Below are 23,138 nucleotides of genomic sequence, written 5' to 3' on the forward strand. Positions count from 1 at the left end.
ACGATAAAAAACCGCTCACGCACTCGAGTTCTATCTCGATAACCGATTCAAAACGCTACACGTCGAACGAAAAACCCACACGTCGATCCGTCGATGGGCCTGTTCGCTCCGCTCAGGATCGAGGCGTCTCACCAACGATGGCCGGTTCGCCCGACTCGGCGGCGTCGATGACGGTCCAGTTGAGTGACAGCGTCCGAACAGCGTCCGCGTAATCTGAACGGACGTGTGCGGGGTCGTTTCGATCGACGGCCTCGAGGAAGTTTGTCACCTCCTGTCCGTATCGATCGGTCGGGAGTTCGAAGTGGACCGACTCCTCGCCGACCGTACCGGTGAGCTCCTGTGTCGTGTAATCCAAGTGTAAATGGACATCCTCGCCGACGATATTCAACTCGGCCGTCCACTCCGGCGACGTCACTGCCGAGGAGACGGTGCTGATGACGCCGTTCTCGTGTTCCAGTGTCGCCGTCGTGGCGTCCGGGTAGTCGATCTCCGGGGTTCCGATCCGATCCGTACTCGCAGCCGTTACGCGCTCGATGTCGCCGCCGAGATACCGAACCAGGTCGTAGATGTGAGTCGTCCGGGTGACGATTTCGCCACCGGAGAGTTCGAGTTCGTTCCCCCACGGACTCGCGAGCAGGCTGCTCCAGTAGCGGCCGGTGAGCATCGCAATCTCCCGGCCTTCGAGCAACTCGAGGGCCTTCTCCGTGATCTCGTCGTACCTGAAGACGTAGCCAGTTCCGGTAACGATCCCGGCGTCCTCGATCGCCGCCTGCGTCTCTCGCCCCTGTTCGGGTTTCAGGGCGACCGGCTTCTCGACGAAAACGGCGATTCCGTGTTCCGCGGCGAGGGTCACCTGGTCGTCGTACGCAAACGGGGGGATCGCAATGAACACCGCGTCGAGGGACTCCTCCTCGTAGAGGGTTTCGTGCTCGGTGTACACCGACGCGTTGCGAGGCTCTGCGGCTTCTCGAGCGGCGTCCTCGTCGATGTCACAGATTGCCGTGATGCTCGCGTCACTACTGGCGTCGACTTTCTCCATCAGCGTGGCGGCCATCTTGCCAGCTCCAATGAATCCTACGTCCATACGTCGTTCACCGAGGTAATCCTCTTGTAGGCTTCGATATCAGTACCCACAGTGACAGGATTCGGCGCGCCGGGACCGTAAGTTCGACGTTCGAATTGGGCGAGAGCGACAGTTCTCGAGGTGGCCGCGGTAACGTTCTCGAGGTGGTCGCTGCAGTGACTACTCCGCGAGCGCCCGCAACTCCGCCGTCGAGAGCGGTCGGTTGTAGAGTCGGACGTCCGTCGCGGTTCCGTCGTAGCCGTGATCGAAGAGGTACTCACCCTTCAATAGCGTCCAGCTGGCCCAGTCGGTCTCGAACTCGAGTGGTCCGTCGAAGCGACCCTCGTCGATCACCTCACCGTCAACGGCGAGTGCGAGGCGGTCCCGCCCGTCCCAGACGCCCGCTACGTGATGGGACTCGTTTGCCGCAACGTCTGTCCACGCGACTGTACACTCCTTTCTCGGGCCGCGCAGTGAGAATTCGATCGCCGATTTTCCCGTGAGACCAACTCCAAGCGTGACCGCACCGCCGAAGTTCGCGAGTACCTGCGGCCTCGTTACGTCTCGCGGTTCGATGCGCGCAGCGACGGAGATTCCGCCGGCGAACGTGGCGGCGTCGTAGCGGTCGAATCCGAGATCGACGCCGTGTGACCCATCGCCCTCGAGTTTCGACCCGATTAGCTGGTCGGCGGGCAGCCCGCGGAGGACGGTCTGTGCCGTGTCCATGTGTTTGTACGAGCCCGTCGTCCAGAGAACTGGCACCTCCTCGCCGGCGTTTCGCGGGACGACTGGTCTGATGGCACAGCCGACCGGCCGTTTCGTCATCGTCATCTCCGCCCACGTCTCACCACCGGTATCGGTCTCGAACCGCCGGAGTTCACACTGGTCGCCTCGAGAGACGCAGCCGTAGACGACGCTCGGATCGTCGCGATCGATCGAGAGCCCGCCGGAGTAGTGCAACTCGATCGGCCGTCTGGCGATGTAGCGGCCCGCGTCCGCGAGGTGGTGATCGCACCACTGGTCGCCGTCCCACCGCGCGTACCGGTATTCGTGAGCGAGCGTCGATGGAAACGTCGCGTACGCAACGACCGGGTTGCCATCGTCGTCGACCGCACTGTCCCAGACCCAGGCGTAATGGTTGCCCGCTGCGGTGGAGTCGTAGACGACCTCGAGGTCTGACTTCGTCATCGGTAGGTCGTCAGTGCCAGCGATTTGCGACCCGTCAGCGGCGTGGAAGCGTCCGTTGCGAAACTGGGCGTACATTACGTTCCACTTGGGGGCATCGCCACCGCGCTCGGCGTCGGTGAAGAAGAAGTGAATCGCGTCGTCTCCGCGAGCGGGAACGAAGTACATCGAGTAGTGGCCCTCCGGGGGGACGGCAATTCGCGTCTGGTCGCTCCAGGTCAGCCCGTCGTCTTCGGAAACCCGGTAGTAGAGGTTGCCGTCACCCATGTAGCCGTACTTGTCGTTCGTCACGTCGCGCGTGTATGTTCGATCCCGGTAGAACAGGTATAGCGTCTCCGGATCGTCGGGCGACCGAACCGGGTTCGGATACGTGACGCTTTCCTGTTCGATCTGCCGGGTCGGACCGAACGCCGACACGCTCTCGGGATCGCAGGAGACGGCGTAGTGCAGCGCGTCACCGTTGTGGCCTGCCCAGAACAGCAGAATCCGGCCGTCGTTACGGACGATAAGCGACGGGTTCGTGTGGTCGTCGTCGGAGAACGATTCGTCGACGACGGTCGTCGAAAACGACCGCGTCTCGTGGTCGTAGGCTGCGGCGACGATATCCCGCCCGGTCGGGCCGCCGAGGTAGCAGACGTACGTTCGCTCCCGATCACCGACGTGTCTAACCGCCCGCGGGTTCGTAAACCAGATCCAACGGGCGTCGATTCCGTAGTTACCGTGGTTGCCCTCGAGCGACCGGTCTCGAACGATACCGTCGGGCGATCGCTCGCCCGACCAGTGTCCGAGGAGCCCGCGCGAGAGCGAGGTCTCGTCTCTCATTTCACTTCTATGGAACTCACTCACGTAGTACGGGTTATACGTTTCCCCGTAACCGAAAACGCGTCTCGAGCGCGAACGAATCTTCATGGCCAGTGAGGACGAATCTCCTGGAACAGTGGGCCACGGAGACTATGTCACCTGTCGGTTGCACCGAGTCGACACTCGTACGCAGGAGTGGGGTGACCGGAAATATAATGGTCCAACACCCGAATGATACCGACAGCGATCATGGATTACGACGCACTGCGGGAGAACCTTCGATCAGTTGCCTTCACGATACCGACGCCGTTCAGCGAGGACGGTGAGGACGTCCTCGAGACACGGATTGCCGATAACGTACGGACGCTGTACAATGAGGGCGCTCGGGTCTTCATCCCCTGCGGGAACACGGGCGAGTACTACTCGCTGTCACAGACCGAACGAATCGACGTCGTCAGTGCGACGGTTGACGCGCTGCCTGACGACGCCACGGTCGTCGGCGGGGCCGGTGGCAGCACGAAGAACGCGACCGAACTCCTCGAGTACTACGCCGCCGCGGGGGCCGACGCCGCGATGATCATGTATCCGCGTCACACCTACGTTCATCGGAAGGGACTGATCGAGTACTACCGCACGCTCGCGGAGGCGACCGATCTCGGACTCGTCGTCTACAAGCGCGGTTCGCTGCTCGACGAGACGGTGCTCGAGGAACTCTCGACCATCGAGAACGTCGTCGCCGTCAAGTACGCCGTCAACGACGTCAAGGAGTTCTCCCGATTAGTCGAGACCGTCTCGGGTGAGGTGGAGTGGCTCAACGGTGTCGCCGAGCGCTACGCGCTCGCCTACGCGATTGAGGGTGCGAACGGCTTCACGACGGGAATCGGGAACTTCATCCCGCGCCCCGTCCTCGAGCTGTCGGATGCACTCACCGACCGCGACTGGGCGCGTGCGAAGGAGATCCGTGACGCTCTGCGGTCCTACGAGGACTTGCGCGAGGAGGCAGGCGGCGGCCCCGCGTTCGGATCCGCGAAGAACGTTCCCGTCGTCAAGTACGGTACGGACTTGCAGGGAATGCACGGCGGTACCATCCGCGAACCGCTCGTCGAACTCTCGGCCGAGGACCGTGGCCGCGTCGAGTCGTTCCTCGAGAACCTCGAGCGCGACGGACTCCTGTCCTGAACGGATGCAGGCGGGCTATCACTCGTCTCCCAGGGCGTCGAATCCGTCTCTAACGATACGTATTACTGTCCTCGGTTCGAGTCCCAGATATGACCGCCGAGTCGCTGCTGTTAGACGGTGGGACCGTCCACACCCTCGACGACGATCGGACGACGTCGAACGCCATCAGGTTTCGAAACGGCCGGGTCGACGCCCTGGGAGCCGAGGCTCGAGACGCATCGGATTCGAACGCCGACACCTTCGACCTCGACGGGTGTGTCGTTCTCCCCGGGTTCAACGACGCACACACCCACATTCCGTCGGTCGGAATGACGTTACACGAGACGGATCTCGAAGCGGTCGAACGTCGGTCGGACGCGCTCGGCCTCCTGGCGGAAAACGCTGCGGGCACCGACCCCGGCGACTGGGTGCTCGGCTTCGGATACGACGAGAGCACCTGGCCGGTCGGGGACCGCGAGTACCTCACGCGGGCCGATCTCGATGCTATCAGCAACGACCATCCGATCGCCGCTCAACGAGTTGATGGCCACACGATTTCGCTCAACACGGTTGGTCTGGAACGCGTCGACTTCAAGGGCGTCGAGAGCGACCTTCGACGGGACGCCGACGGCGACCTGACCGGCGTCGTCGTCGAGGACGCGGTGATCCGAGTCCAAGAGGCGACGTATCCGGACCGCGAGAAGGCGCGAACGATCCTAGACCTCGGCGTTCGACAGGCGAACGAACTCGGACTGACGTCGATCCAGGACATGGTCGGGATGACGACGCCACCCGGTGCGGGCGATTCGATTCACGCCGCCTTCCACGACGCGTGGCGCGAGAACGACCTCCCGATCCGCCTGGGCTACTACGTTCACGTCGACCACGTCGACGAACTTTCGACGCTGGAACTTGCCAGCGGCTTTGGCGACGACCGACTTCGGATACTCGGTCTGAAGGTGTTCGCGGACGGGTCAATCGGTTCTCGAACGGCGAAACTGACGGGCGAGTTCGCCGACGACCCCGGCAACGACGGTCAGTTCGTGATCGACCCGGACCACCTCGAATCGGCCTTCGCAACCGCCGCTCGAGCCAATCAACAGATCGCGACCCACGCAATCGGCGACGAAGCGATCGACGTCGTCCTCGACGCCTACGAGGGGGTTCTCGCCGACTACGACGTCTCAGACCCACGATTGCGGATCGAACACGTCGAACTCGCGACCGACGAACAGATCGAGCGGATGGCCGACCTTGACGTCGTCGCGAGTATGCAACCGAACTTCCTGCAGTGGTCCGCATCGGGCGGACTCTACGAGGCGCGCCTCGGCGAACGCTGGTTGCGCGAGAACAATCGCTTCCGGTCGATCCAGGATGCTGGCGTCTCGCTCGCGTTCGGCAGCGACAAGATGCCGTTTGGACCGCTGTACGGGATACACTGCGCGGTGAACGCACCCCACCCAACTCAGCGACTCTCCGTCGACGACGCGATTCGTGCGTACACCCGCGGTGGAGCCTACGCCGAGTTCGAAGAAGGCCGGAAGGGAACGCTCGAGCCAGGGATGCTTGCCGACGCGGTGATCCTCGACCGAGATCCGTACGAACATCCCCAGGAGATCGCTGATTTCGACGTCCTGGCGACAATAGTTGGTGGGGAATTCGTTTACAGGGCTGACGGACAGAACCGCCTCGAGCGATCGGGTGCGTAACGGCGGACTCGAGCATTGGACTCTCTGATGGGGTTCTGACATTCGAAGCGCCACGTATACTGATCTCCTAGAGAGCAACGATGACACAACGATCGTGATCATCAAACTCGAGACATTCTCGTTATCCTTGATATAGTTAACAGCCTGCAGTCATCTGTAAACAGTATCTGGTATTGGGTACGAGCGCAATACCATGGAGCCAGAGCTGATTCTAGATATCGAAGGAACTGACATCGAAGAATCGATCCAGACCCTGTTCCTTCCATCGGCCATCCGAAAATCCGGTCTCGACGATACCGTGATTCTGGAGGACGGCTACGAATATTGACTCTCCCACTTTCAACTCCGATTGAGAAATCACCTCGAGGACGGCGACTGAACCTGCTCGAAACCGGATGGGCAGTCGGGCGAGCGGTCACGAGTGTCTTGCACTAATAGTGAACTACCAACTTACACGAATACCGAACCAATAACTTGAATGATGTGATTCAACGTGAGGTGCTAAACGAGACAGTGGCTGTTCGGGAATCCGTAAGAGGGAGAACATCGTGATCAATTGAAGACTAGATAGCAATACCAACTCTACAACCTGCTCGCCTCTCAGACCTGCCTAACGAGTGCTCCGCCAAGCGTTGACCGATGAGACGAACCGGACACGGGGTATAGTTCGACTCATTACGTCTGGCTCGACAGAGCACCAGCCGCTGTAGACACACTCATCACGTAACTGAACTCGCTTCATCGGCACGATCTCCGACTGCTCAGAGAACGCGTAGCCGCTCAATTGAGTGCGGATGAAGCTCAAGCGTGTATTTTAGCATTCAACAACGACAGTGCAGATTCAATATAGCGACATATGATTCATTTGGGCCTGGGCGGTCATTCCTGTAAACGAAAGATATTGTTTCGGTAGGGTGCCTCGACAAGTTCCTCCCAGTTGTGAGTGTACCTGTCCATCACGTCGCCAACGTCGCCTCTGACGTACTTGACGACGTACGCATCCCCCAGACGGTTGCGCATTTCCGTGGTGAAGAAGTGACGGAAATAGTGCGGCGTGACGTTCTCTTCCGGCCCCGCACCTTCAGCGTACCATCCCCACCCTTCGGCTACCGAACGGACGTGAGATCGCACGGCGTCACTCGTCAACCGTTCGCCGTAATCCCTCGAGAGGCTCACGAACAACGGGTCGGCGTCCGAGATCGGGTCGGGCCGGACGGCCAACCACCGCACGAGTGCGTCCCGCAACTCCTCGTCGATCGGGATTCGGGTGTCTCGGTGGCGTTTGTTCCCGTCGACGCGCTTCTCGTCGTTCACGACGTCTCCAACGCCGACGGTGCTGCTCACGAATAGCGTATCCGGGTGGTCGCGGATCGCCGCTCGAACCGGCTTCGAACGATGGTCTCGAACGGCGGCGTGGTCGAGGTGGACGTCACGCAGGTCGAGGTTGCACGCTTCACCGGCCCGCATTCCGGTCTTCACCAGCAACGTTACGAGCGCTCGTCTGAGAGGATGTTCGATGTCATCGACGAACTCGCCCATCTGTTGGACGGTTACTTGGCGGCGCGTCGGCGAAGAATCGCCCTTCTCGCTCATCTCTTCCATGACGACCACCATGGGATTGGCGTCGAACGTGCCGACCTGGGCCATGTAGCCGTAAAATCGGTTGAGGTGGACAGCCTTCGTCCGGATCGAACCGGGAGCGTAGCCGTCGTCGCGCAATCCCTGGATCCATCGCAAGCAGTCGAGGCGGTCAGCGCTGTCGAGCGTTTCTTGCCCGAGGTGGTCGTCGAACTGCCGAAGCGTCGTCTCGTAATCGTTGACCGTCGTTTCCGACCGCCCGTACAGCTCCATCTCCTCGACGAACGTCGCGATCGGGTCCGTCGTAGCGTCGGCCGATGCTCGCGTGAGGTCTCTTCCTGCCATCTCGGTCACCGGCTAAGGACGAACCCGCCATCCTGGACGGAGTAATCGATGTCACCGGCGTCGTTCAGTCGCTCGAGTGCGGCCGTCGTGGATTGCTCGACCTCGCCGGTCAGTCCATCGACGATTTCGTCGGTTGGGAGAGAACCAGTCTGGCCGAGGTGGGTGAGGATACGCTGTTCGATCAGATCGTCTAGAGTGGTGTCTTCGTCCCCTGCACCCTGGGGGTCGAGGCCGAAATCCCGCCGTCCAGCGTTGATCATCGCACGGATGTACGCCGCTCGAGAGCCGAACCCCATCTGTTCGGCCTCCTCGTCGTATAGCTCGAGTTGGTACTCGGGGACGTCGACATTGAGGGATCGCTTGTTCTGCATCGTCTCACTGACCAGGACTCGTGACAGTCACTTAATGATGGTGGTTGAGGACAGCTTATGCGCCTAATCCGTCTAAAACCACCCAATATACCGGCAAGGTATGTGCTGATTGGTTCCTATTGGACAGTTTAGTGGAGTAAGATGATTTTTCAGTGGGTGAATTTGCGTCGTTCTGACGGCCGTCCAGTTCAGGAGGTAGTGTTGAGTACCCATCACGAGTATCGCTAATTCGCCGAGAAATGATTTCGCCTGGTTCCACTGACCTTAGAGCCCTCGAGTGCACAAAAGAGGACCAGACGGCGTGCAATTGGTATGCGCATTGTCTTTTACATACCTTGTTCACCTCTGCTTCTCCTCTACAACGGCGTGCAAGGTCCAGAGTCGGTATTCAACACGAGCCACTCAAGGACCATTCGATTGGCCAACAGCTTGCATCGAATTTGTTTTCGAAGAAGGCTCCTCGGCCGAAGACTCCAGAAACACTGAGAAAATTGTTAACGCAGTTCACGGCGTAACGTCCACTTGCGTTAGATATCGGGCATCGAGGAGCGCGAGGGTCCGAGTCGAGCGTACAGACGTGCGAGGGAGACTATGGCATCAGCATCGACAACCAGGGCAAACAAAGAGATCGTTCGTCGATTCGCGAACGAGTTCGTTAACGAGAGCAACTACGACACAGCCAGAGAGTTTCTGGACGCGGATATCGTCGATTACACTCCATTGGGCGAAACAACGGGCCGAGAGGCTGTCGTGGAAACCACGAAGGAACTACGGACGGCGTTTCCCGACTTCGTCGTCACTCCGGAAGAGACCGTCGCGGAAAAAGACACGGTCGTCGTCCGGATGACACAGCGGGGAACACACGAGGGAGTGTTCATGGGACACGAACCGACCGGGAACGCGTTCGAGATCGAGGCAATGGCGTTTTTGCGACTCGAAGACGGAAAGATAGCGGAGCGTCGAGTCAGGCCCGACGTACTCGGGATACTCCGACAGTTGGGGGTCACAACACTGCCAACCGCATAATCCGGGCTACCGTGACGCCCATTGTTTTTTCAGTTTTCTGGTTGTAGATCCGTGTTCAGGCCAACATACAGCCGTATCTAATCGATCCGCCGGGTTTCTTCATCTCGAGCTCACACGAAATTGCGTTCAGCCCGGTACACAGTTTTTCTCGACTGTATTCTGTACAGTTGGTTAGTAGATCGCCGCGACTGTCGACCAGTGATTCTCACCACCACGCCACCACCCAACAATCACGAATATTAGTTTTCAATTCCTGTATTATATTTACGAATACATAAATGCCTCTGGCCCGTAACTGGTGTATGAACTCGGCCAAATTCGACGACCCGCTCGATCAGTCCGATCCTCCGATGTATCTACCCGGAACGCCGACCGTCTCGTTCATCGAGTACGTCGAGTTGATCATCAGAACGCTGCGTCGGTGATTCGGTAGGATCGAGCTGCGGGCACGCACACTCTTTCCGCCTGGCCGTCATCAGGGGCTCACGTGAACGAGGTGTTCCTCTTTCTGGGCAAGTGTGCCCTTAAGGTCGTTGCTGACCGACCCAGGCAGCCGATCCTGGAGTTGCTCTGTACTGAGTTCCGCCCATCTCTGCCACACGACATACGTCGTCGATTAGCCGCTCCCAGGTGAACGTCACTTGATCGAGAGTCCCGTCTTCTGAAGTCTGAATTGAAAACTGTACACGAACGAGTACCGAAGCCGGCGAATTCCACGACCGGTAACGCTCGCGATGGAGAAGTGCTCGAGTTCGTTCGTCTGTGTGTACCCATTGGCACGAGACCCCTTCGTACTCATCGATGGCTCGAGGAATCACTCAATACGCAATCCCAGTCCTGCGGTGTTTTTTGACGTCAATCCCGATTACGTTTCTCGCTCGCCCTATCCAATGCTCGTTCGGCTTTGCAATCGGCTTCCTCGAAGGCCACGTCGTAATAACGACGAACGGTTCGTTGACGAACAACGCATGAATAGTCGAGTCGAACTGATTCACCAGTGTCTGGCTCGCTTCAATTGCTTCGACTACGCCATCGCTTCCGTCCGTCGGGGATAGAGTAGTTGACTACACGAGAGAGTACGCTCGTCCCGAATCATCGAGTAATCACGGGTGTCGTTGAAATCGACCCATAAACTACTAAATGCTATATCAATACGGTCGGTGGTTGCGAGAGCAGGTCGGTACAATCGAATCGCAATTCGGCTCAGCGATGGATGCACATTCGAATAGATGCTATATAAGCAATCACACGAACCACGTCTCTACTCCGGTTTGCCGAACGTGTAGAGGAACATAGGCGTCTGTCCGTCGGCACGCGGGGACAGAAATGACGTCACGCGATCGTCGTAGAACGTGAGCCCAGTTCCGCCGAGATGGCGATGTGCGTAAGTCGCCAGATAGCAACGCCCGGCGGTCACCGCCGCCTCGAGCTGTGCCAGTCGGTACCCCCGGTTCCCGAGTCGATTGACGACCGCCTTGAGGTCCGTCAGGAAGTACACGCAGGCCGCAGCTTCCCCGCCGAGGCGCTGATCGAGCGCGAGGTGGGCCGCCTCCTCGCGACACTCGCCATCGATCAGCCGCTCGAGTTCGCCCGCCTTGGGGTGGTAGTGGTATGCGCCGGGTGGGACGTCGTCGACGCCGTTGACGAGTACGTACGCGTCGACGAACTGGAGCGGCGAGGCGTCGGATTCGCGACCGTCGAGCGGAACGCCTCGTGTGGCCCGGTCGAGCACCGTCGAAAATTTCCGAAAGCTCACCGGTTCGCGCTCGTAGGCGCGACAAGAGCCCCGGCGACGGATCGTCGCGTGTAGCGGCCGCTTCGACTCCGTCTCGTAATCGACCGGGTCGAGTTCGATCCGGTCTCCATCACCGCCCTCTCGTTGTCCGACTGACTGCTCTCGTGCCGTAGAGCGCCACTCGCGGACGGCGTCTCCGCTCTCGAGCGTACTCGCCCGCCAGGCATCGTGGACGAGCGGGAACTCCTTCTCTTCAGGCGACAGCGCCGCAGTCGCCGGATCGATTGGTTCGACGGGGGGTGAGTCGGGCGCACGATTTCCGGCGCCGACGGGGACGAGTTCGAGCGGCGCTTCCCGTCGTGGGTCGACACCCAGCAGTTCGACGACGGGCTCGTCGGCAAACCCGAGGACGACCTCCGCGGGGAGGGAAAGCGATTCCGCGGTCGCCAGCAGGTTTGCGAGTACCGTTCCCGAATCCCAGAACGCGTGACGGTACGTCCGGTCGCGGTACTTCCAGGCGTTTCGCCACCAGGTCGACGTCGCGACGAACGTGACCGGCGCAGTCGCGACGCCGTCGTGATCGCTGGCGACCGCGAGCACGCCCCGGTAGTCCCCCTCGCGAAGCACGTCGAGCGACAGCGATCGGGGCTCGAAGTGGTAGACGCCGGCTTTCAGATCCGCGAGGTCGCCACAGACCGCATACAGGTCGACGTGATACAGCGCTCCGGTGCAGGCCGCGGCACGAAAGAGTAGCTCGCGGCCCTGACGGGTGACCTGCTTCGTGATTCCGGTCGAGAAGTACGACAGCGCCGTGAGCGCGTCCAGGTCGACGGCTCGCTCGTGCGAGAAATCGGCGTGGGTGGGCGTGATCGCTGACAGCGCAGGAATGCCGGTCACGCGAACGCGCTCTGATAGCGCTCGGCGCGGGAGGTCCTCGTAGTGCTTGAAGGGGCGAGGTTTGTTATCGAAATCGAGACGGTGGCTGCTCTCCCGAACGCTCCGCGGGGAGTGTTTGGTGCGCTCGTGGTACTCGATGGCGCTGACCATACTGGTTTCCTTCTACGGCAGTCCCAATCAATCCGGGGTTCGTTCCTGCCGTGGAGTTTCCAATTATTGTTACGTCGATCTGGCACCGGACCAGGGACGAAGGTGGCGGAAGCAACGATGGCGAATGCGGAAATAGTGACGAGAGCGGCGGCTTTCAGTCGTACTTTGGCAATCAATCCCGAAACTGGTCTGCGACACGGATCGAGATCCCGGCGTTATTCGCCACCGACGGAAAGCACAACCTTGCCGGTGAGGCCGCCCTCCTCGACCATCTCGTGGGCCTTCGCCACGTCCGACAGCGGCAAGACCGAATCGATCACAGGCTCGAGTCGCCCCTGCTCGACGAGTCGGCGCAATCCGTCGAGGGGACGTCGATCCCGCTCGAGGAACAGCATCTCCACGGTCAGGTTCTTCTGGTAGGCGGTGCCCCACTCACCTTCCGGCTCGAGGATCGTGACCAGCCGCCCGTGGGGCTTCGTGATGTCGGTGCTCTCGACCAGCGTCTCGCCACCGACGGTGTCGAAGACCAAGTCGACCGGTTCGTCGAACGACGACTCGATCACGTCGACGAAGTCCTCCGACTTGTAATCGATGGCGAGCGTCGCGCCGAGGTCTTCGGTCTGTTCGACGGTCGCGGGACTCGTCCTGGCAGCTACCCGTGCACCAGCGGCGTCGGCGATCTGCACGGCGTGGGAACCTACGCCGCCGGCGCCGTGGATCAGTACCGTCTCGCCGGCAGTTACGTCGCCACGTTCGACGATCGCCTCCCACGCGGTCCCGCCCGCGAGGGGGAGCGCCGCTGCCTCTTCGTGGGAGAGCGACTCGGGCTTTCGAGCGACGATCGACTCGTCGGCGACGTGATACTCGGCGTAACTGCCCTGTTCGCCGAAGATTTCGGGCGTGTAGAACACCTCGTCGCCCGCCTCGAAGTCGGTGACTTCGTCTCCGACCGTTTCGACCACGCCGGAGACGTCGTATCCGATGACGGTCGGCGGAGAGATCCCGGCCCAAGAACCCGCCTGCCGAATTTTGCAATCGACGGGATTGACCGACGAAGCGCGGACACGAACGAGGATCTCGGTCGGCCTCGGAGTCGGCCGATCGACCTCACGTTGTTCGAACACCTCGGTCCCGCCGAAGTCGGTGATAACCATCGCCTCCATGCGCGGCCGTACGATTAGCGGTGCCGTATACGTTGGCCCTGCTGGAACCACTTGCTCGTCGCCCGTCTGCGGACCGAGTCAATCGTCGCAGTCCACCAGTTCGGACAGTTTGCGCTTCCAATCTCTATCTGCGTGGGCGCTCATCTCTAACCAGACTGAGCCCCGCTAGAGGGGATCACCGAACGTTGCGTTTTGACCGCCTGGGACGATTACAAGTGAGTGGGAATCGCAACGAAATTGATACTAATCGCACCACCACGACAACCTGTCGCGCTATCTACCGTGCGCGACAGTATCGATCCGATCAGTACCCACCTAGTAGACCCTGACCTGGGATTGGTGACGGGTACCTTCCTCCCCGTCGCCAGTTCAGAGGGATTATCGTATCCAACCGGAGACCTCGAGTCCTGCCTTCCAGCCACACGTATTTTTGGCGTGAGTGGGCCGCCGGCGACTGCCGAGCGACTGCGAAAGCTCGTCGACGACGTCGTCTGTATCAAAACGCCAGCATCGTTCAGTGCAGGTGACCGGGTTTCTGCCACGTTCAGTCAGCTCTCCGGGACGGAGAATGACGTGTCTCAACAACCCGAGTTCGACGGGGCACACGTCAGTTGTCAGTCACACTCATCAGTCACCAGTCACCAGTCACCGCCTCTCGATCCGAGCAACCCGGGCATCACCGCTCGAGCGCTCGATGTGCACGTTGAACTGCTCGTGATCTGCCTCCGTCCGGACGATCCAGTAGCCGCCCTGTTCGTACGGTTCCTCGAGTACAGTCGCGTTCTCGTAGCCCTCTTGGCCAAGCACGTCTCGAGCCATTTCGATCGCGCGTTCGGCGGTTTCGACGCCGGCCTCCGCGGCCGTTCGCGTCACCAGCACCGACGCGTCCGCCCCACGCAGGACGCGCTCCGTGACGCTCCCGATCAGGAACCGATCGAGACCGCGTCGATCGTGTGTCCCCATCGCAATCAGGTCCGCACCGTGTTCGTCGGCGTACTCGAGAATGCACTGGTGTGGCGACCCTTCCTCGATGGCCGTGACGACGTCGACGCCCTCCGGCGCCCGGCGGGCCGCTTCCTCCGTCACGGTCTCGCCCTCGTCTCGAAACGCTTCGGACAGTTCCTCCTCAGATACTTCGAACGAGTAGTTTTGCTCCGCGTCGATGACGTAGAGCACGTGAACGGTCGCACCGAAGCGCTCGGCTATCTCGTAGGCCTGTCCCACGGCACTGTTTGCGGCGTCGCTTCCGTCGGTCGGCAGCAGAATCGTTTGGTACATATTCGACCGTCACCGGCCTCCCTCATTATATTCTTGGGCCGTTATTGTACCCTAGCCGAAGTGGAGAAGCGGTTCGATGATCCCGTCTTCTTCTCTCCATCAGCCGGAACGCTTCCTCGAGATCGTCGGAGTCGAACTCGTGGGTGGTCGTCGGCGTCGAATCGACCAGACCTGCCTCGAGGAACACTCGTTCGCTTGTAGTGCCCGTCAGGGATTCGAACCTTACTCTTGCCGTGAGAGCGTAATTCTCTCTGACGGATAGAACCCCAGCAGATGCCCTCCTGATCACCCGGGATCGGGTGAATATCGGCCGTGTACCGCCAACTGATGGGTGTGACATACTTAAAACAGCGTTACGTTGACCTCTAGGTAAGTCCATTCGACGGGATCACGCACTCGAGGTACGGTATAGTTGGGTGATAGGCGGTTCAGGTCTTTTACCGAGAGTCGACGAACGGAACCCACCGCCCCTGGAATGTCTGTTTCGTCGATGAGGCCCCGATCCCCGGTCGCCCAGACGTCGCGGACGGCAGCGACGGTGCACGCGAGACCGTGGGTGCGACGGGGTTCGAGGAGCTCTCTGCGGGTACCGGTTCGAACTGAGACGTCGAGACAAGGGTCGAGGGAACGCCGAGAAGGGGTCTTCACTCGTCACCAGGGAAGCAGCGACCGCAGCCCGCCTCCCATCATACCGCCGACGACGCCGTCGACGGCAGTCAGCAGCGAGAACGCGAGGATGATCAGTATGGTACTGGGCAGTCCGAAGCCCGTGAGTATCGGGCTGATGGGACCGAGCGAACTGAGCACTAGCAACGGTGGTTCGTTGTATAGCCCCATCATCGCCCCCATCAACCCCGTAATCGTCCCGGAGATGGCACCCACGATCGCGCTTGCGAGCACCGCGTGAAGGAGACCCGATGTAATTCGGCCGACGGCGTACGCCGCGACGAATCCGGCGACAGTCCCGCCGCCGATCCGGCCGAGCAGCGGCACCATCAACGCGTTGAGGTTGACGAGGGCCCCGACGACGACGGCCGCGATGATGATCCACTTGTCGAGCGCCTCGCTCGAGAACCCGGTCTCGGTGAAATCGTGTGACTCGTATTCGTGCATGTCGTCTCTGGTTGGTCGAACAAAGTTCGTATCAATCGTGCGAGGTTGTGCTACAGGCCCAGGTCACCGATGTCGTCGCTATCGTCCGTCTCGTTGTCGTCGGTATCGTTCGTCCCGTCGTCGTCAGCAGTTACGTTCAACGTTTCCGTAGTCCCGTCGAGCCCGTCGGTCGTATTTTCGACGGTTTCGTTGAGGGTCGTTTCAGTCTGGTTGATAGTTTCGCCAGTCGTTTTCGCGAAATGATCTTCGGTTTCCTCGACGGTTTCTTCGGTCTGGTTGGTGGTCTCTTCAACAGTTTCTTCGGTATGGGTTGCAGTTTCCTCGAGCGTCTCTTCGGTCTGATTGGTGGTGTCGTTTACCGTCTCTTCGGTGTGATTAACCGTTTCCTCGGTGGATTCGATTACCTGCTCGTCGGTGTTTTCTGGTTCCTCGGTCACCGTTTCGGTCAGATCGCTGGTGGTGTCCTCGGTGTGGTCGACAGTGTCATTGACCGTTTCCTCGGTGTGGTTTGTCGTTTCGTCGACGGTGTCTTTCGTATGCTCTACGGTCTCCTCAGTTGTTTCCTCGAGATGATCGACGGTGTCGTTGACCGTTTCTTCGGTGTGATCGGTGGTTTCGTTGATTGTGTCTTCGGTGTGGTCGACGGTATCGTTGACCACGTCCTCGGTATTGTCGATAGTGTCGTTGACAGTGTCCCCAGTATGATCGACGGTGTCGTTGACCACGTCTTCGGTATTGTCGACGGTGTCGTCGACCGTGTCCTCGGTGTGATCGGTAGTTTCGTTCACTAATTCGTCGTCGGCTGGCTCCTCAGTGACGCGCTCCGTGACGTTGTCCGTCACGTTACCGACATCCGTGATGGTCTCGTTGGCTCCATCAGTGATGTTATCGTTCGTACTCTCGTTGCCATCTTCCTCATTGACGTCGAAGCCGCCAACACCGGGGACCTCGTTATTCGGGCCGACTTCCACCTGGTAGCCGCTGACCGAGAGTCCGTGCATCGTGATGCCGTCAGCGTTGACGACGACGTTCGTCTGGTTGGTGTCGAAACACTCGCCCATCTCTGCAAGGCGGTTGAGTCCCTCGTTCTGACGGTCGGTGTGCAACACCAACGAGGCGTCCGGTTGGGTCTGCTCGAGTTCGACTCGCCTGTCGTCGTCGAGGTAGATGGTGATATTGTCGTAGTTCGCCTCCTGGACGAGCAACTGGTTGGTATCTGACGTGAGTTGCTGGGCACAGACGGTGCCGCCCTCGATCGCCCCGAACTCGACGGTGACGACGTCGCGCTCGGACGCTTGAGCGAGTGCTGGCATCGTCCCCACTCCGGCAGCGATGCTGCCGAGGACGACCAGCGCTGCGATGACGACTGTGCTCGTTCGGCTCATACGTCGGTCCAGCCCGTCCGTCGTTCGTGAGCAGATCGGTTCACTCGTCGACACCTCGCTGGGTGCGGAGGTCGGTATGACTGCGCAGTCGCGCGGTCGTCGTGCTGACGACTCGGCGGGTGCTCTTGCGCAGTCGGCCGACTGCTCTGTCGACGGTGCTCGGTCCCGACGCTTCCTCCTCCTCTTCCCTGGGTTGCCACGCGAGACAGAGGTTTCCGCCGAGGATTCCGAGCAACATTCCGACGAGCAATCCGCCGAGCGCACCGAACAGCGAAAAGATCGACAGGACGACCCCGACGACGCCGATGACGTCGGAGCTCCCGGGTCGATACAGCGCGAACACGCCCGTCACGAAGACGAACACGCCGAACATCGCGCCGATAGAGAGAAAGCCTGCCATTTCCCCGCCGATGAAGATGATGTCGGGGAGGATCTGCATCGGAACCCAGGTGATGATGATGCCGGCCAGACACAGCAGGATCGCGCCCAGGAACGGACGCTGCATCCGCCACTCGTTGAACCGTTCGCGTCGGCTCCTGGAGTCGGTTTCGGTGGTCATGGATGCTTAGCCCTCGTAGTAGACGTTCACGTCGAGTCCGGGGAGTGTAATCTCATCGGAGGCCAGGTACACCATGTCGATTTCCGCGTCTTCCTGGACCATCCCGGGACCTTCACCTTCGACGTTGGTTAGCAGTCCCTCTTCGGGATTGGAGTTGTCGCCGGCGGTCTGCTGGAACTGCTGGTTCGGATCGTCGCTCTGTTGGGCGTTGATGACCTGCCCGTTGAAGGTCGCCGACTCCGCACTCTGTCCGGACATCTTGAGATACTGTTCGTTCGCCGTGACGGTATCGTCGGTGGTGAACTCAATCATCATCGAACCGTCGAGTCCGGGAAGCGCATCGACCGGCTGTTCTCTCGTCAGCACGAGCCCGTCAATCTCCACGCCCCGCTGTTCGACGACGACGACCGGCGTCGTCCCCTCGTCGTTCTCGCCCGCGCCTGGATAGAGGAGGAACTCCTCGGATCTGATCTCGTCAGCTTCGACGGTAAATCCGCCGGCACCGGCGAGCGGTGCGGCGTAGGCCGTCCCCGACGAAAGTACGATGAGACCGACCAGCGCGACGACGAAAAACGATGCTCCGGTTCCCGTCAGTAGTCGTTTTTTATTGTACATCGTCTTCCTCGTTACTGAACGCGTTCCCTGCCCCCGTCGACTGCCGCAGGTGTGGCTGTACGACCTCGGTTCTGACTCGGTTGGTGGACTGCGTCATCAATCATGACACAAGAGCACGCTTCACACTATCACATATGACCTTTCCTCCTTGTATCCCGGGATCTTTATATACGGATCGAAAACATTCACTTTTTCTTATGCGATAGATGCCGACCAGACACCGTTTGATACGAGATACGGAACCCAACTGATCACCTTGCAGAGAGGGATTGGCAACGCCTCTCAGATGGCTATTTTATTCGCAAATGTCGTTTGGGGAATGTATTCTGCTGGACATTGAGCACCAATATAGCAGAATATCCGGGACGATTGGAAGGTGATCGTTGTTCGAGCGTACACATTGTACAGAAGAATTTTGCTCGGCTCTTCACGTGTCGTCCGTATGGGACGTCGTCGGTTCGTTGCGGCTGTTTGTTGTACGATCTGTGGAACGACTGCGGGCTGTCTCGCTGCAGACGAATCCGAGCCTGAACCAGAGATCGACTCTCTGGAACTCGAGAATCACCGACAAACGTTGATTTCAACACACCAGTAATCATCCATGTTTAATAGTATGAGAATCCACACTAATCCTATATAAATACGCTCGCAAACGCGGGAGAACGACTATCGGATCGAACCGTGCGTGTGAGAGCATGCACCTGAACTCGTTCGACGGCGAAATCGTCGACTTTTACAACGATACCGCGTGGGAGTACCGGTTTTTCTGGAGCGACGTCAACCTCCACTACGGCTTCTACGACGACGAGCACACGACCCACTCGGAAGCCATGGCCAACTCGAACAACGTCTACGCCGACAAACTCGAGGTCGACGAGACAGACACGGTTCTGGACGTCGGCACCGGGCGCGGCGGGTTCCCGGTACACGTCGCCGACGAGTATGGCGCCGAGGTCCACGGGATCGACCTCAGCCCGCTCCACGTCTCGGAGGCCAGAGCAAACGCGCGCGAACGCGGCGTCTCGGAGCGCGCTACGTTCAGCGTCGGCGACTACCACGAGATCCCGTACCCCGACGACACCTTCGATGCCGTCTCCGGGATCGAAACGGTGTGTCACTCCGAGCGGAAACACCGCGTTCTCGAGGAGATCCGTCGCGTCCTCAAACCGGGCGGCCGGCTCATGATCGCCGACGGATACATGAGCCGAACCGAACTGACACCTCCCGAAGCGGAGACATTACGAACGGTTCTCGACGGGTGGGCCGTTCCGGAACTCGCTCACATCAGCGAGTTTCGAGAGCGACTCGAGGAACTGGGGTTCACGGACGTCACGTTCGACGATCACTACGACCGGATCATCCCCTCGTCCCGTCGCCAGTGGTGGCTCTCGCTCGGCGTCACGCCCCTTCTCAAGGTTGCCTCGGCCCTCGGGATCAAAAACGACTCCTCGGTCGACCAGGGAATAACGCTCTACCACCAGCGCGAGATTATCGAGAGCGGAATCGCCGTTCACGGCGACTTCACCGCCGAACTCTCCGTATGACGCAGTAATTCGTGTGGCACGGAGTACCAGCAGTGATCGGACGACGGTCACAGTGATCGTTCCCCTTTCCCCCTCTACCGCGATCGGTTCGTCAACCGTGGTACCGGACGATTACCTGTAAATAGGCGAGAATGCCCCGTCCTCAAGGAGCGAACGGTGTGAGCGAGTAGGGCGGGGATGAATCGCCGCCCACGTTCCAAACGTTTAAGACTAGACATACCATAGTCAAAAACGGAACACGAGGGTTCACTCACAACATGTTCGAAGAGCCAAACGACCCGTTCTCCACGTCATACCGGTACGCTGCGTACCCTGACGAGGCGACGGCTCAAGAGGCTCGGCGACACTTCGACATCCACCGGCAAATCCGCAACCACGCCTTGTATGACAAGCGGCAAGCCGACCCGTGGAACGAACCCTCGGCGTACACCCAACACAAGCGACTCACCCAGTGGAAACAGGAGTGGCCAATCTACACGGAAGTCCACTCGAAAGCCGCCCAACGCACCATCACTCAACTCCACCGAGACCAAACCAGTATCGACGAGTTGACCGCGAAGGGCTACAACACTGGAACGTTGAACTGGAAATCGCCCGACGAAGTTAACAGCGTGACGTACAGTCAATCCGGCTTCGAACTCCGAAGAAAAAAGAGTGGCCGAACGTGCGTCTGGTTAAGCAAAATCGGCGAAATCCCCATCAACTACCACCGCGAAATCTCAGAAGACGTAGCCATCAAGGAAGTCTGCCTCAAACAAGAACCCACTGGCGACTGGTTCATCTCTCTCAGCACCGCCACACCGTGGGAGGAGATGCCCCAGAAACCCGCCGTCGAAGACATCGACTCCGAAGACATGGTGGGTATCGACCTCGGCGTCTTGTCGTTCGCCTATACGAGCGATGGAGTCGCGTACGGTCGCGTCGACCTCGACAAGGACTACGAGCGATTAGCCCGCGAGCAACGGAAGCTCGCCCGCAAGGAAGAAGGTTCGAACAACTACAAACAGCAACGCATCAAAGTCGCCCGAGTGAAGCGACGTATCCGACGCCGAGTGCTTGACTACCAGCGCAAACTCGCTCTCATCCTCGTCTCCGAGTACGACCTGATTTTCGTCGAGGATTTGAGCGTGAAAGAGATGCTGGAAGGCGACCAGAGCGCGAAGAACAAACAGGACGTGGCGTGGGCGCAGTTCCGTCGCGTGCTCACTCACGCGGCGAACAAACACGGTTCCCACGTCGTCGCAGTCGACGCTCGGGGTACGACGATTCAGTGTTCGGGCTGTGATACGAGCGTGTGGAAGCCCATCTGGGTGCGTGAACACTCGTGCCCGACGTGTGGGTTGGAGGTTGACCGCGACCAGAACGCCAGTTGGAACATCCTACAGGAGGGTGTGGAGTTGGTGAACGCTGGTGAGGCCGAGGCGGATACCGAGTCGTTTGGGTGTTTCGAAGCGGAGAATCTAGGCAATGGACTGGCCGAAGATACGCCTGCGAAGACTGCGACCGCTGCGCTTGCGAACAGTGGTTCCTTTGAACCACTTGTAGTAAGTGCAAGTCGCGTCGTCGAGTCAGGAAGTCCCGTTCGAGAGACGGGAAGCCCCACCCTCAACGAAGCCGCCCTTGTGGCGGCTAAGTAGGGTGGGGTAGTTCACGGTGAGAAGCGTTATCAAGAAGTACCCTCACAGTGAGGGGACCATCGTGAGATGAGATACGCAAAATGCATCATTATCTCCGATGACGAGGGGTTACATCCGGTCGATCAACGGATTGCCGACCACCCCGACGTCACGCGAGAACTCCTGCACAACGTCAACCTGCTCGCAGACGATACCATCGTGACCCTCTACGAACTCTCGGGTGATCGGGACGCCCTCGAGTCGATTCTGGACGAATCGTCGAAGGTCCTGAACTACCAGCTCTCGGGCGCCGGCGACGAGATCCACGCGTACATCCATGTCGACGCCGACGAGCGACTCGTGCAACTGTTGAGCGTGATTCGAACGTTCGAGTTCATCTTCGATACGCCGCTCGAGTACACGCGGCGGGGAGGCCTTCGCGTGACGGTGATCGGCGACGTGGGGAGCTTCCAGAAGGCCCTTCCGGACATTCCCGACGGGATCCGGCTCAAACTCCTCAAGACGGGCACCTACGAACCGAACACCGATCGCCTATTCTCACAGCTCACGGAGCGACAACAGGAGATCCTTCAGACTGCAGTCGACATGGGGTACTACGACGTTCCGCGGAACGCGACTCACGAGGCGATCGGGGAGGAACTGGACTGTGCCGGCGGAACGGTCGGCGGCCACCTCCGAAAGATCGAGGCGAAAATTCTCACGCAGATCATTCCTTGAGGTCGGCGACTCGACCGAGTGCGTGGAGACAGTGGTGTATCGAACGGCGGTGTGCAATCGGGTTCTGTTGAACCCCTCAACAGTTGATAGAACTGCATGCTGTGATTTGGTCAAAATTGAGAGATGTATTGCTCAAAAACACTGGAGGAGGTCGCCGTCTTCAACCGGGTCGGGGAGTGCCTCTGAATCGTCGGGAAGGTTTTCGAGGTCGTGGTAGTATTCTGCCTCTGCACGTACAACTCCGGTTTCGTCTATCCCATAGATTGCACCTTCACCGAAAGCATCGTAGTAGCCGCCAGTCCCAGACCCGGACTCTCTCCTGAAGGCAAATCCGAACGCAATATAGATGATAGTAATCTCGTCGTCTCCGTCGATGGTCGCAGTGTCGTGGGAAGTGAACGAAAACTCCACGACATTTTCTCTCCCGCGCTCCAATACGGCCCAGTTTTGCGTGTAGGCCAGTTCGTACTCGGACACATACGATTGGAGCGTTCTTGAATCGAAGTCCGATGGTGGGTCCAGGTACGACTCGACGCCGGCACTGTAAAATTCGTTAGTTTCGCCGTCTTCACCTTCTACCTCGAACGTCTCACATACATCTCCGGTAGGTTCCGGACGGTCGGCGTTCCCACAGTTGCGGCGGCCGGCAATCGAGTTCGAAGGAGGATTCTCCGCCCCGGTGGTGATGTCGGTAGTCCACGCCGCTTTTTGCGTACATCCCGGAACGTCGTCCTCGGTACTATTCTCATCCCGCAACTCGAGATTACCGATACAGCCACTCGTCCCGATGACACCCGCACTACCCACGACAAGGAGCTCGCGACGATTCATCCAGTTTCATCTACAAATATGAGCGACAGCGTAAATAGCTACTCCAGAGTCAAAGCACGATTTGTGCTACCAAGAGTCGGCCTTTCGCTCGAGCCACATTTGCGCCTGTATCAGCAGCGACTGAGATTTCCGCTCAAATTCTGTCAGGAACTGCGTGCTGCATACAGAGGATGGATGCAGCACAGCTATATTATTTGTTTCACGTCGAATTAGTAAACCATCCGTTCAGTAGACCTGCAGACTTCTCAAGAAATGCTCCTTTATTCTCTTTGCTAAAT

20 protein-coding genes are annotated in these 23,138 nt (G+C 59.4%); 8 read left to right on the top strand and 12 right to left on the bottom strand.

Annotation, left to right across the window (positions count from 1 at the left end; genetic code table 11):
* Positions 1-112: 112 nt before the first annotated feature.
* Together AC6I65_RS07835 and AC6I65_RS07840 are read right to left on the bottom strand one after the other, a co-directional pair.
* Positions 113-1,084, bottom strand: coding sequence for a Gfo/Idh/MocA family protein (locus AC6I65_RS07835; RefSeq protein ID WP_497901365.1), 972 nt, complete (start codon positions 1,082-1,084; stop codon positions 113-115).
* A gap of 159 nt (positions 1,085-1,243) precedes the next feature.
* Positions 1,244-3,070 (bottom strand): BNR-4 repeat-containing protein, encoded by a 1,827-nt coding sequence (locus AC6I65_RS07840; RefSeq protein WP_497901366.1) that lies wholly within the window; start codon positions 3,068-3,070, stop codon positions 1,244-1,246.
* 228 nt (positions 3,071-3,298) lie between these two features.
* On the opposite strand from AC6I65_RS07840, the gene AC6I65_RS07845 reads away from it, so the two are divergent.
* From AC6I65_RS07845 to AC6I65_RS07855, 3 genes are all read left to right on the top strand, one after another.
* Positions 3,299-4,228: a dihydrodipicolinate synthase family protein gene (locus tag AC6I65_RS07845; protein WP_497901367.1), complete on the top strand. Its 930-nt coding sequence runs from the start codon at positions 3,299-3,301 to the stop codon at positions 4,226-4,228.
* Between the two features lie 89 nt (positions 4,229-4,317).
* A complete protein-coding gene (locus AC6I65_RS07850; RefSeq protein ID WP_497901368.1) occupies positions 4,318-5,916 on the top strand; it encodes an amidohydrolase in 1,599 nt (532 codons plus the stop codon).
* 193 nt (positions 5,917-6,109) lie between these two features.
* Positions 6,110-6,244, top strand: a complete 135-nt coding sequence (locus AC6I65_RS07855; protein WP_497901369.1) for a hypothetical protein — start codon at positions 6,110-6,112, stop codon at positions 6,242-6,244.
* A 551-nt stretch (positions 6,245-6,795) separates the two neighbouring features.
* Here AC6I65_RS07855 and AC6I65_RS07860 read toward each other — a convergent pair.
* Positions 6,796-7,839 carry a tyrosine-type recombinase/integrase gene (locus AC6I65_RS07860; protein ID WP_497901370.1) on the bottom strand — a complete coding sequence of 348 codons (1,044 nt, stop codon included), beginning with the start codon at positions 7,837-7,839 and terminating at the stop codon, positions 6,796-6,798.
* 5 nt (positions 7,840-7,844) lie between these two features.
* Entirely contained in the window at positions 7,845-8,210 is a 366-nt protein-coding gene (locus AC6I65_RS07865) for a DUF5805 domain-containing protein (protein WP_497901371.1), read from the bottom strand.
* Positions 8,211-8,801: 591 nt separating this feature from the next.
* On the opposite strand from AC6I65_RS07865, the gene AC6I65_RS07870 reads away from it, so the two are divergent.
* Complete coding sequence (locus AC6I65_RS07870) at positions 8,802-9,236, top strand: ester cyclase (protein ID WP_497901372.1); 435 nt, start codon at positions 8,802-8,804, stop codon at positions 9,234-9,236.
* A 302-nt stretch (positions 9,237-9,538) separates the two neighbouring features.
* On the top strand, positions 9,539-9,661 hold the full coding sequence (locus AC6I65_RS07875; protein WP_497901373.1) for a hypothetical protein: 123 nt from the start codon (positions 9,539-9,541) through the stop codon (positions 9,659-9,661).
* 836 nt (positions 9,662-10,497) lie between these two features.
* Here the strand turns inward: AC6I65_RS07875 and AC6I65_RS07880 are convergent.
* The 7 genes from AC6I65_RS07880 to AC6I65_RS07910 form a co-directional block, all read right to left on the bottom strand.
* Positions 10,498-12,018 carry a SagB/ThcOx family dehydrogenase gene (locus AC6I65_RS07880; protein WP_497901374.1) on the bottom strand — a complete coding sequence of 507 codons (1,521 nt, stop codon included), beginning with the start codon at positions 12,016-12,018 and terminating at the stop codon, positions 10,498-10,500.
* Positions 12,019-12,233: 215 nt separating this feature from the next.
* The gene (locus AC6I65_RS07885; protein ID WP_497901375.1) at positions 12,234-13,181 is read right to left on the bottom strand and encodes a zinc-binding dehydrogenase; all 948 of its coding nucleotides are present in this window, start codon (positions 13,179-13,181) and stop codon (positions 12,234-12,236) included.
* Between the two features lie 645 nt (positions 13,182-13,826).
* The gene (locus tag AC6I65_RS07890) at positions 13,827-14,459 is read right to left on the bottom strand and encodes a universal stress protein (RefSeq protein ID WP_497901376.1); all 633 of its coding nucleotides are present in this window, start codon (positions 14,457-14,459) and stop codon (positions 13,827-13,829) included.
* 651 nt (positions 14,460-15,110) lie between these two features.
* Positions 15,111-15,572, bottom strand: coding sequence for a hypothetical protein (locus tag AC6I65_RS07895; protein WP_497901377.1), 462 nt, complete (start codon positions 15,570-15,572; stop codon positions 15,111-15,113).
* A gap of 50 nt (positions 15,573-15,622) precedes the next feature.
* Complete coding sequence (locus AC6I65_RS07900; protein ID WP_497901378.1) at positions 15,623-16,957, bottom strand: hypothetical protein; 1,335 nt, start codon at positions 16,955-16,957, stop codon at positions 15,623-15,625.
* Between the two features lie 40 nt (positions 16,958-16,997).
* Positions 16,998-17,516 (bottom strand): DUF6114 domain-containing protein, encoded by a 519-nt coding sequence (locus AC6I65_RS07905; protein WP_497901379.1) that lies wholly within the window; start codon positions 17,514-17,516, stop codon positions 16,998-17,000.
* Positions 17,517-17,522: 6 nt separating this feature from the next.
* Positions 17,523-18,131: a DUF6230 family protein gene (locus AC6I65_RS07910; protein WP_497901380.1), complete on the bottom strand. Its 609-nt coding sequence runs from the start codon at positions 18,129-18,131 to the stop codon at positions 17,523-17,525.
* A gap of 695 nt (positions 18,132-18,826) precedes the next feature.
* On the opposite strand from AC6I65_RS07910, the gene AC6I65_RS07915 reads away from it, so the two are divergent.
* The 3 genes from AC6I65_RS07915 (at position 18,827) to AC6I65_RS07925 (ending at position 22,029) form a co-directional block, all read left to right on the top strand.
* A complete protein-coding gene (locus AC6I65_RS07915; protein WP_497901381.1) occupies positions 18,827-19,675 on the top strand; it encodes an SAM-dependent methyltransferase in 849 nt (282 codons plus the stop codon).
* Between the two features lie 257 nt (positions 19,676-19,932).
* Entirely contained in the window at positions 19,933-21,312 is a 1,380-nt protein-coding gene (locus AC6I65_RS07920) for an RNA-guided endonuclease InsQ/TnpB family protein (RefSeq protein ID WP_497901382.1), read from the top strand.
* Positions 21,313-21,378: 66 nt separating this feature from the next.
* Entirely contained in the window at positions 21,379-22,029 is a 651-nt protein-coding gene (locus AC6I65_RS07925) for a helix-turn-helix domain-containing protein (protein WP_497901383.1), read from the top strand.
* Between the two features lie 132 nt (positions 22,030-22,161).
* On the opposite strand, the gene AC6I65_RS07930 is transcribed toward AC6I65_RS07925, so the two are convergent.
* On the bottom strand, positions 22,162-22,860 hold the full coding sequence (locus AC6I65_RS07930) for a hypothetical protein (RefSeq protein WP_497901384.1): 699 nt from the start codon (positions 22,858-22,860) through the stop codon (positions 22,162-22,164).
* Positions 22,861-23,138 lie beyond the last annotated feature (278 nt).

The sequence above is a fragment of the Natronosalvus sp. KLKA75 genome, from assembly GCF_059736265.1.

Coding starts and splice junctions, on each gene's coding strand:
- AC6I65_RS07835 (WP_497901365.1), bottom strand. CDS start 1,084: ATGGACGTAGGATTCATTGGAGCTGGCAAGATGGCCGCCACGCTGATG.
- AC6I65_RS07840 (WP_497901366.1), bottom strand. CDS start 3,070: ATGAGAGACGAGACCTCGCTCTCGCGCGGGCTCCTCGGACACTGGTCG.
- AC6I65_RS07845 (WP_497901367.1), top strand. CDS start 3,299: ATGGATTACGACGCACTGCGGGAGAACCTTCGATCAGTTGCCTTCACG.
- AC6I65_RS07850 (WP_497901368.1), top strand. CDS start 4,318: ATGACCGCCGAGTCGCTGCTGTTAGACGGTGGGACCGTCCACACCCTC.
- AC6I65_RS07855 (WP_497901369.1), top strand. CDS start 6,110: ATGGAGCCAGAGCTGATTCTAGATATCGAAGGAACTGACATCGAAGAA.
- AC6I65_RS07860 (WP_497901370.1), bottom strand. CDS start 7,839: ATGGCAGGAAGAGACCTCACGCGAGCATCGGCCGACGCTACGACGGAC.
- AC6I65_RS07865 (WP_497901371.1), bottom strand. CDS start 8,210: ATGCAGAACAAGCGATCCCTCAATGTCGACGTCCCCGAGTACCAACTC.
- AC6I65_RS07870 (WP_497901372.1), top strand. CDS start 8,802: ATGGCATCAGCATCGACAACCAGGGCAAACAAAGAGATCGTTCGTCGA.
- AC6I65_RS07875 (WP_497901373.1), top strand. CDS start 9,539: ATGAACTCGGCCAAATTCGACGACCCGCTCGATCAGTCCGATCCTCCG.
- AC6I65_RS07880 (WP_497901374.1), bottom strand. CDS start 12,018: ATGGTCAGCGCCATCGAGTACCACGAGCGCACCAAACACTCCCCGCGG.
- AC6I65_RS07885 (WP_497901375.1), bottom strand. CDS start 13,181: ATGGAGGCGATGGTTATCACCGACTTCGGCGGGACCGAGGTGTTCGAA.
- AC6I65_RS07890 (WP_497901376.1), bottom strand. CDS start 14,459: ATGTACCAAACGATTCTGCTGCCGACCGACGGAAGCGACGCCGCAAAC.
- AC6I65_RS07895 (WP_497901377.1), bottom strand. CDS start 15,572: ATGCACGAATACGAGTCACACGATTTCACCGAGACCGGGTTCTCGAGC.
- AC6I65_RS07900 (WP_497901378.1), bottom strand. CDS start 16,957: ATGAGCCGAACGAGCACAGTCGTCATCGCAGCGCTGGTCGTCCTCGGC.
- AC6I65_RS07905 (WP_497901379.1), bottom strand. CDS start 17,516: ATGACCACCGAAACCGACTCCAGGAGCCGACGCGAACGGTTCAACGAG.
- AC6I65_RS07910 (WP_497901380.1), bottom strand. CDS start 18,131: ATGTACAATAAAAAACGACTACTGACGGGAACCGGAGCATCGTTTTTC.
- AC6I65_RS07915 (WP_497901381.1), top strand. CDS start 18,827: ATGCACCTGAACTCGTTCGACGGCGAAATCGTCGACTTTTACAACGAT.
- AC6I65_RS07920 (WP_497901382.1), top strand. CDS start 19,933: ATGTTCGAAGAGCCAAACGACCCGTTCTCCACGTCATACCGGTACGCT.
- AC6I65_RS07925 (WP_497901383.1), top strand. CDS start 21,379: ATGAGATACGCAAAATGCATCATTATCTCCGATGACGAGGGGTTACAT.
- AC6I65_RS07930 (WP_497901384.1), bottom strand. CDS start 22,860: ATGAATCGTCGCGAGCTCCTTGTCGTGGGTAGTGCGGGTGTCATCGGG.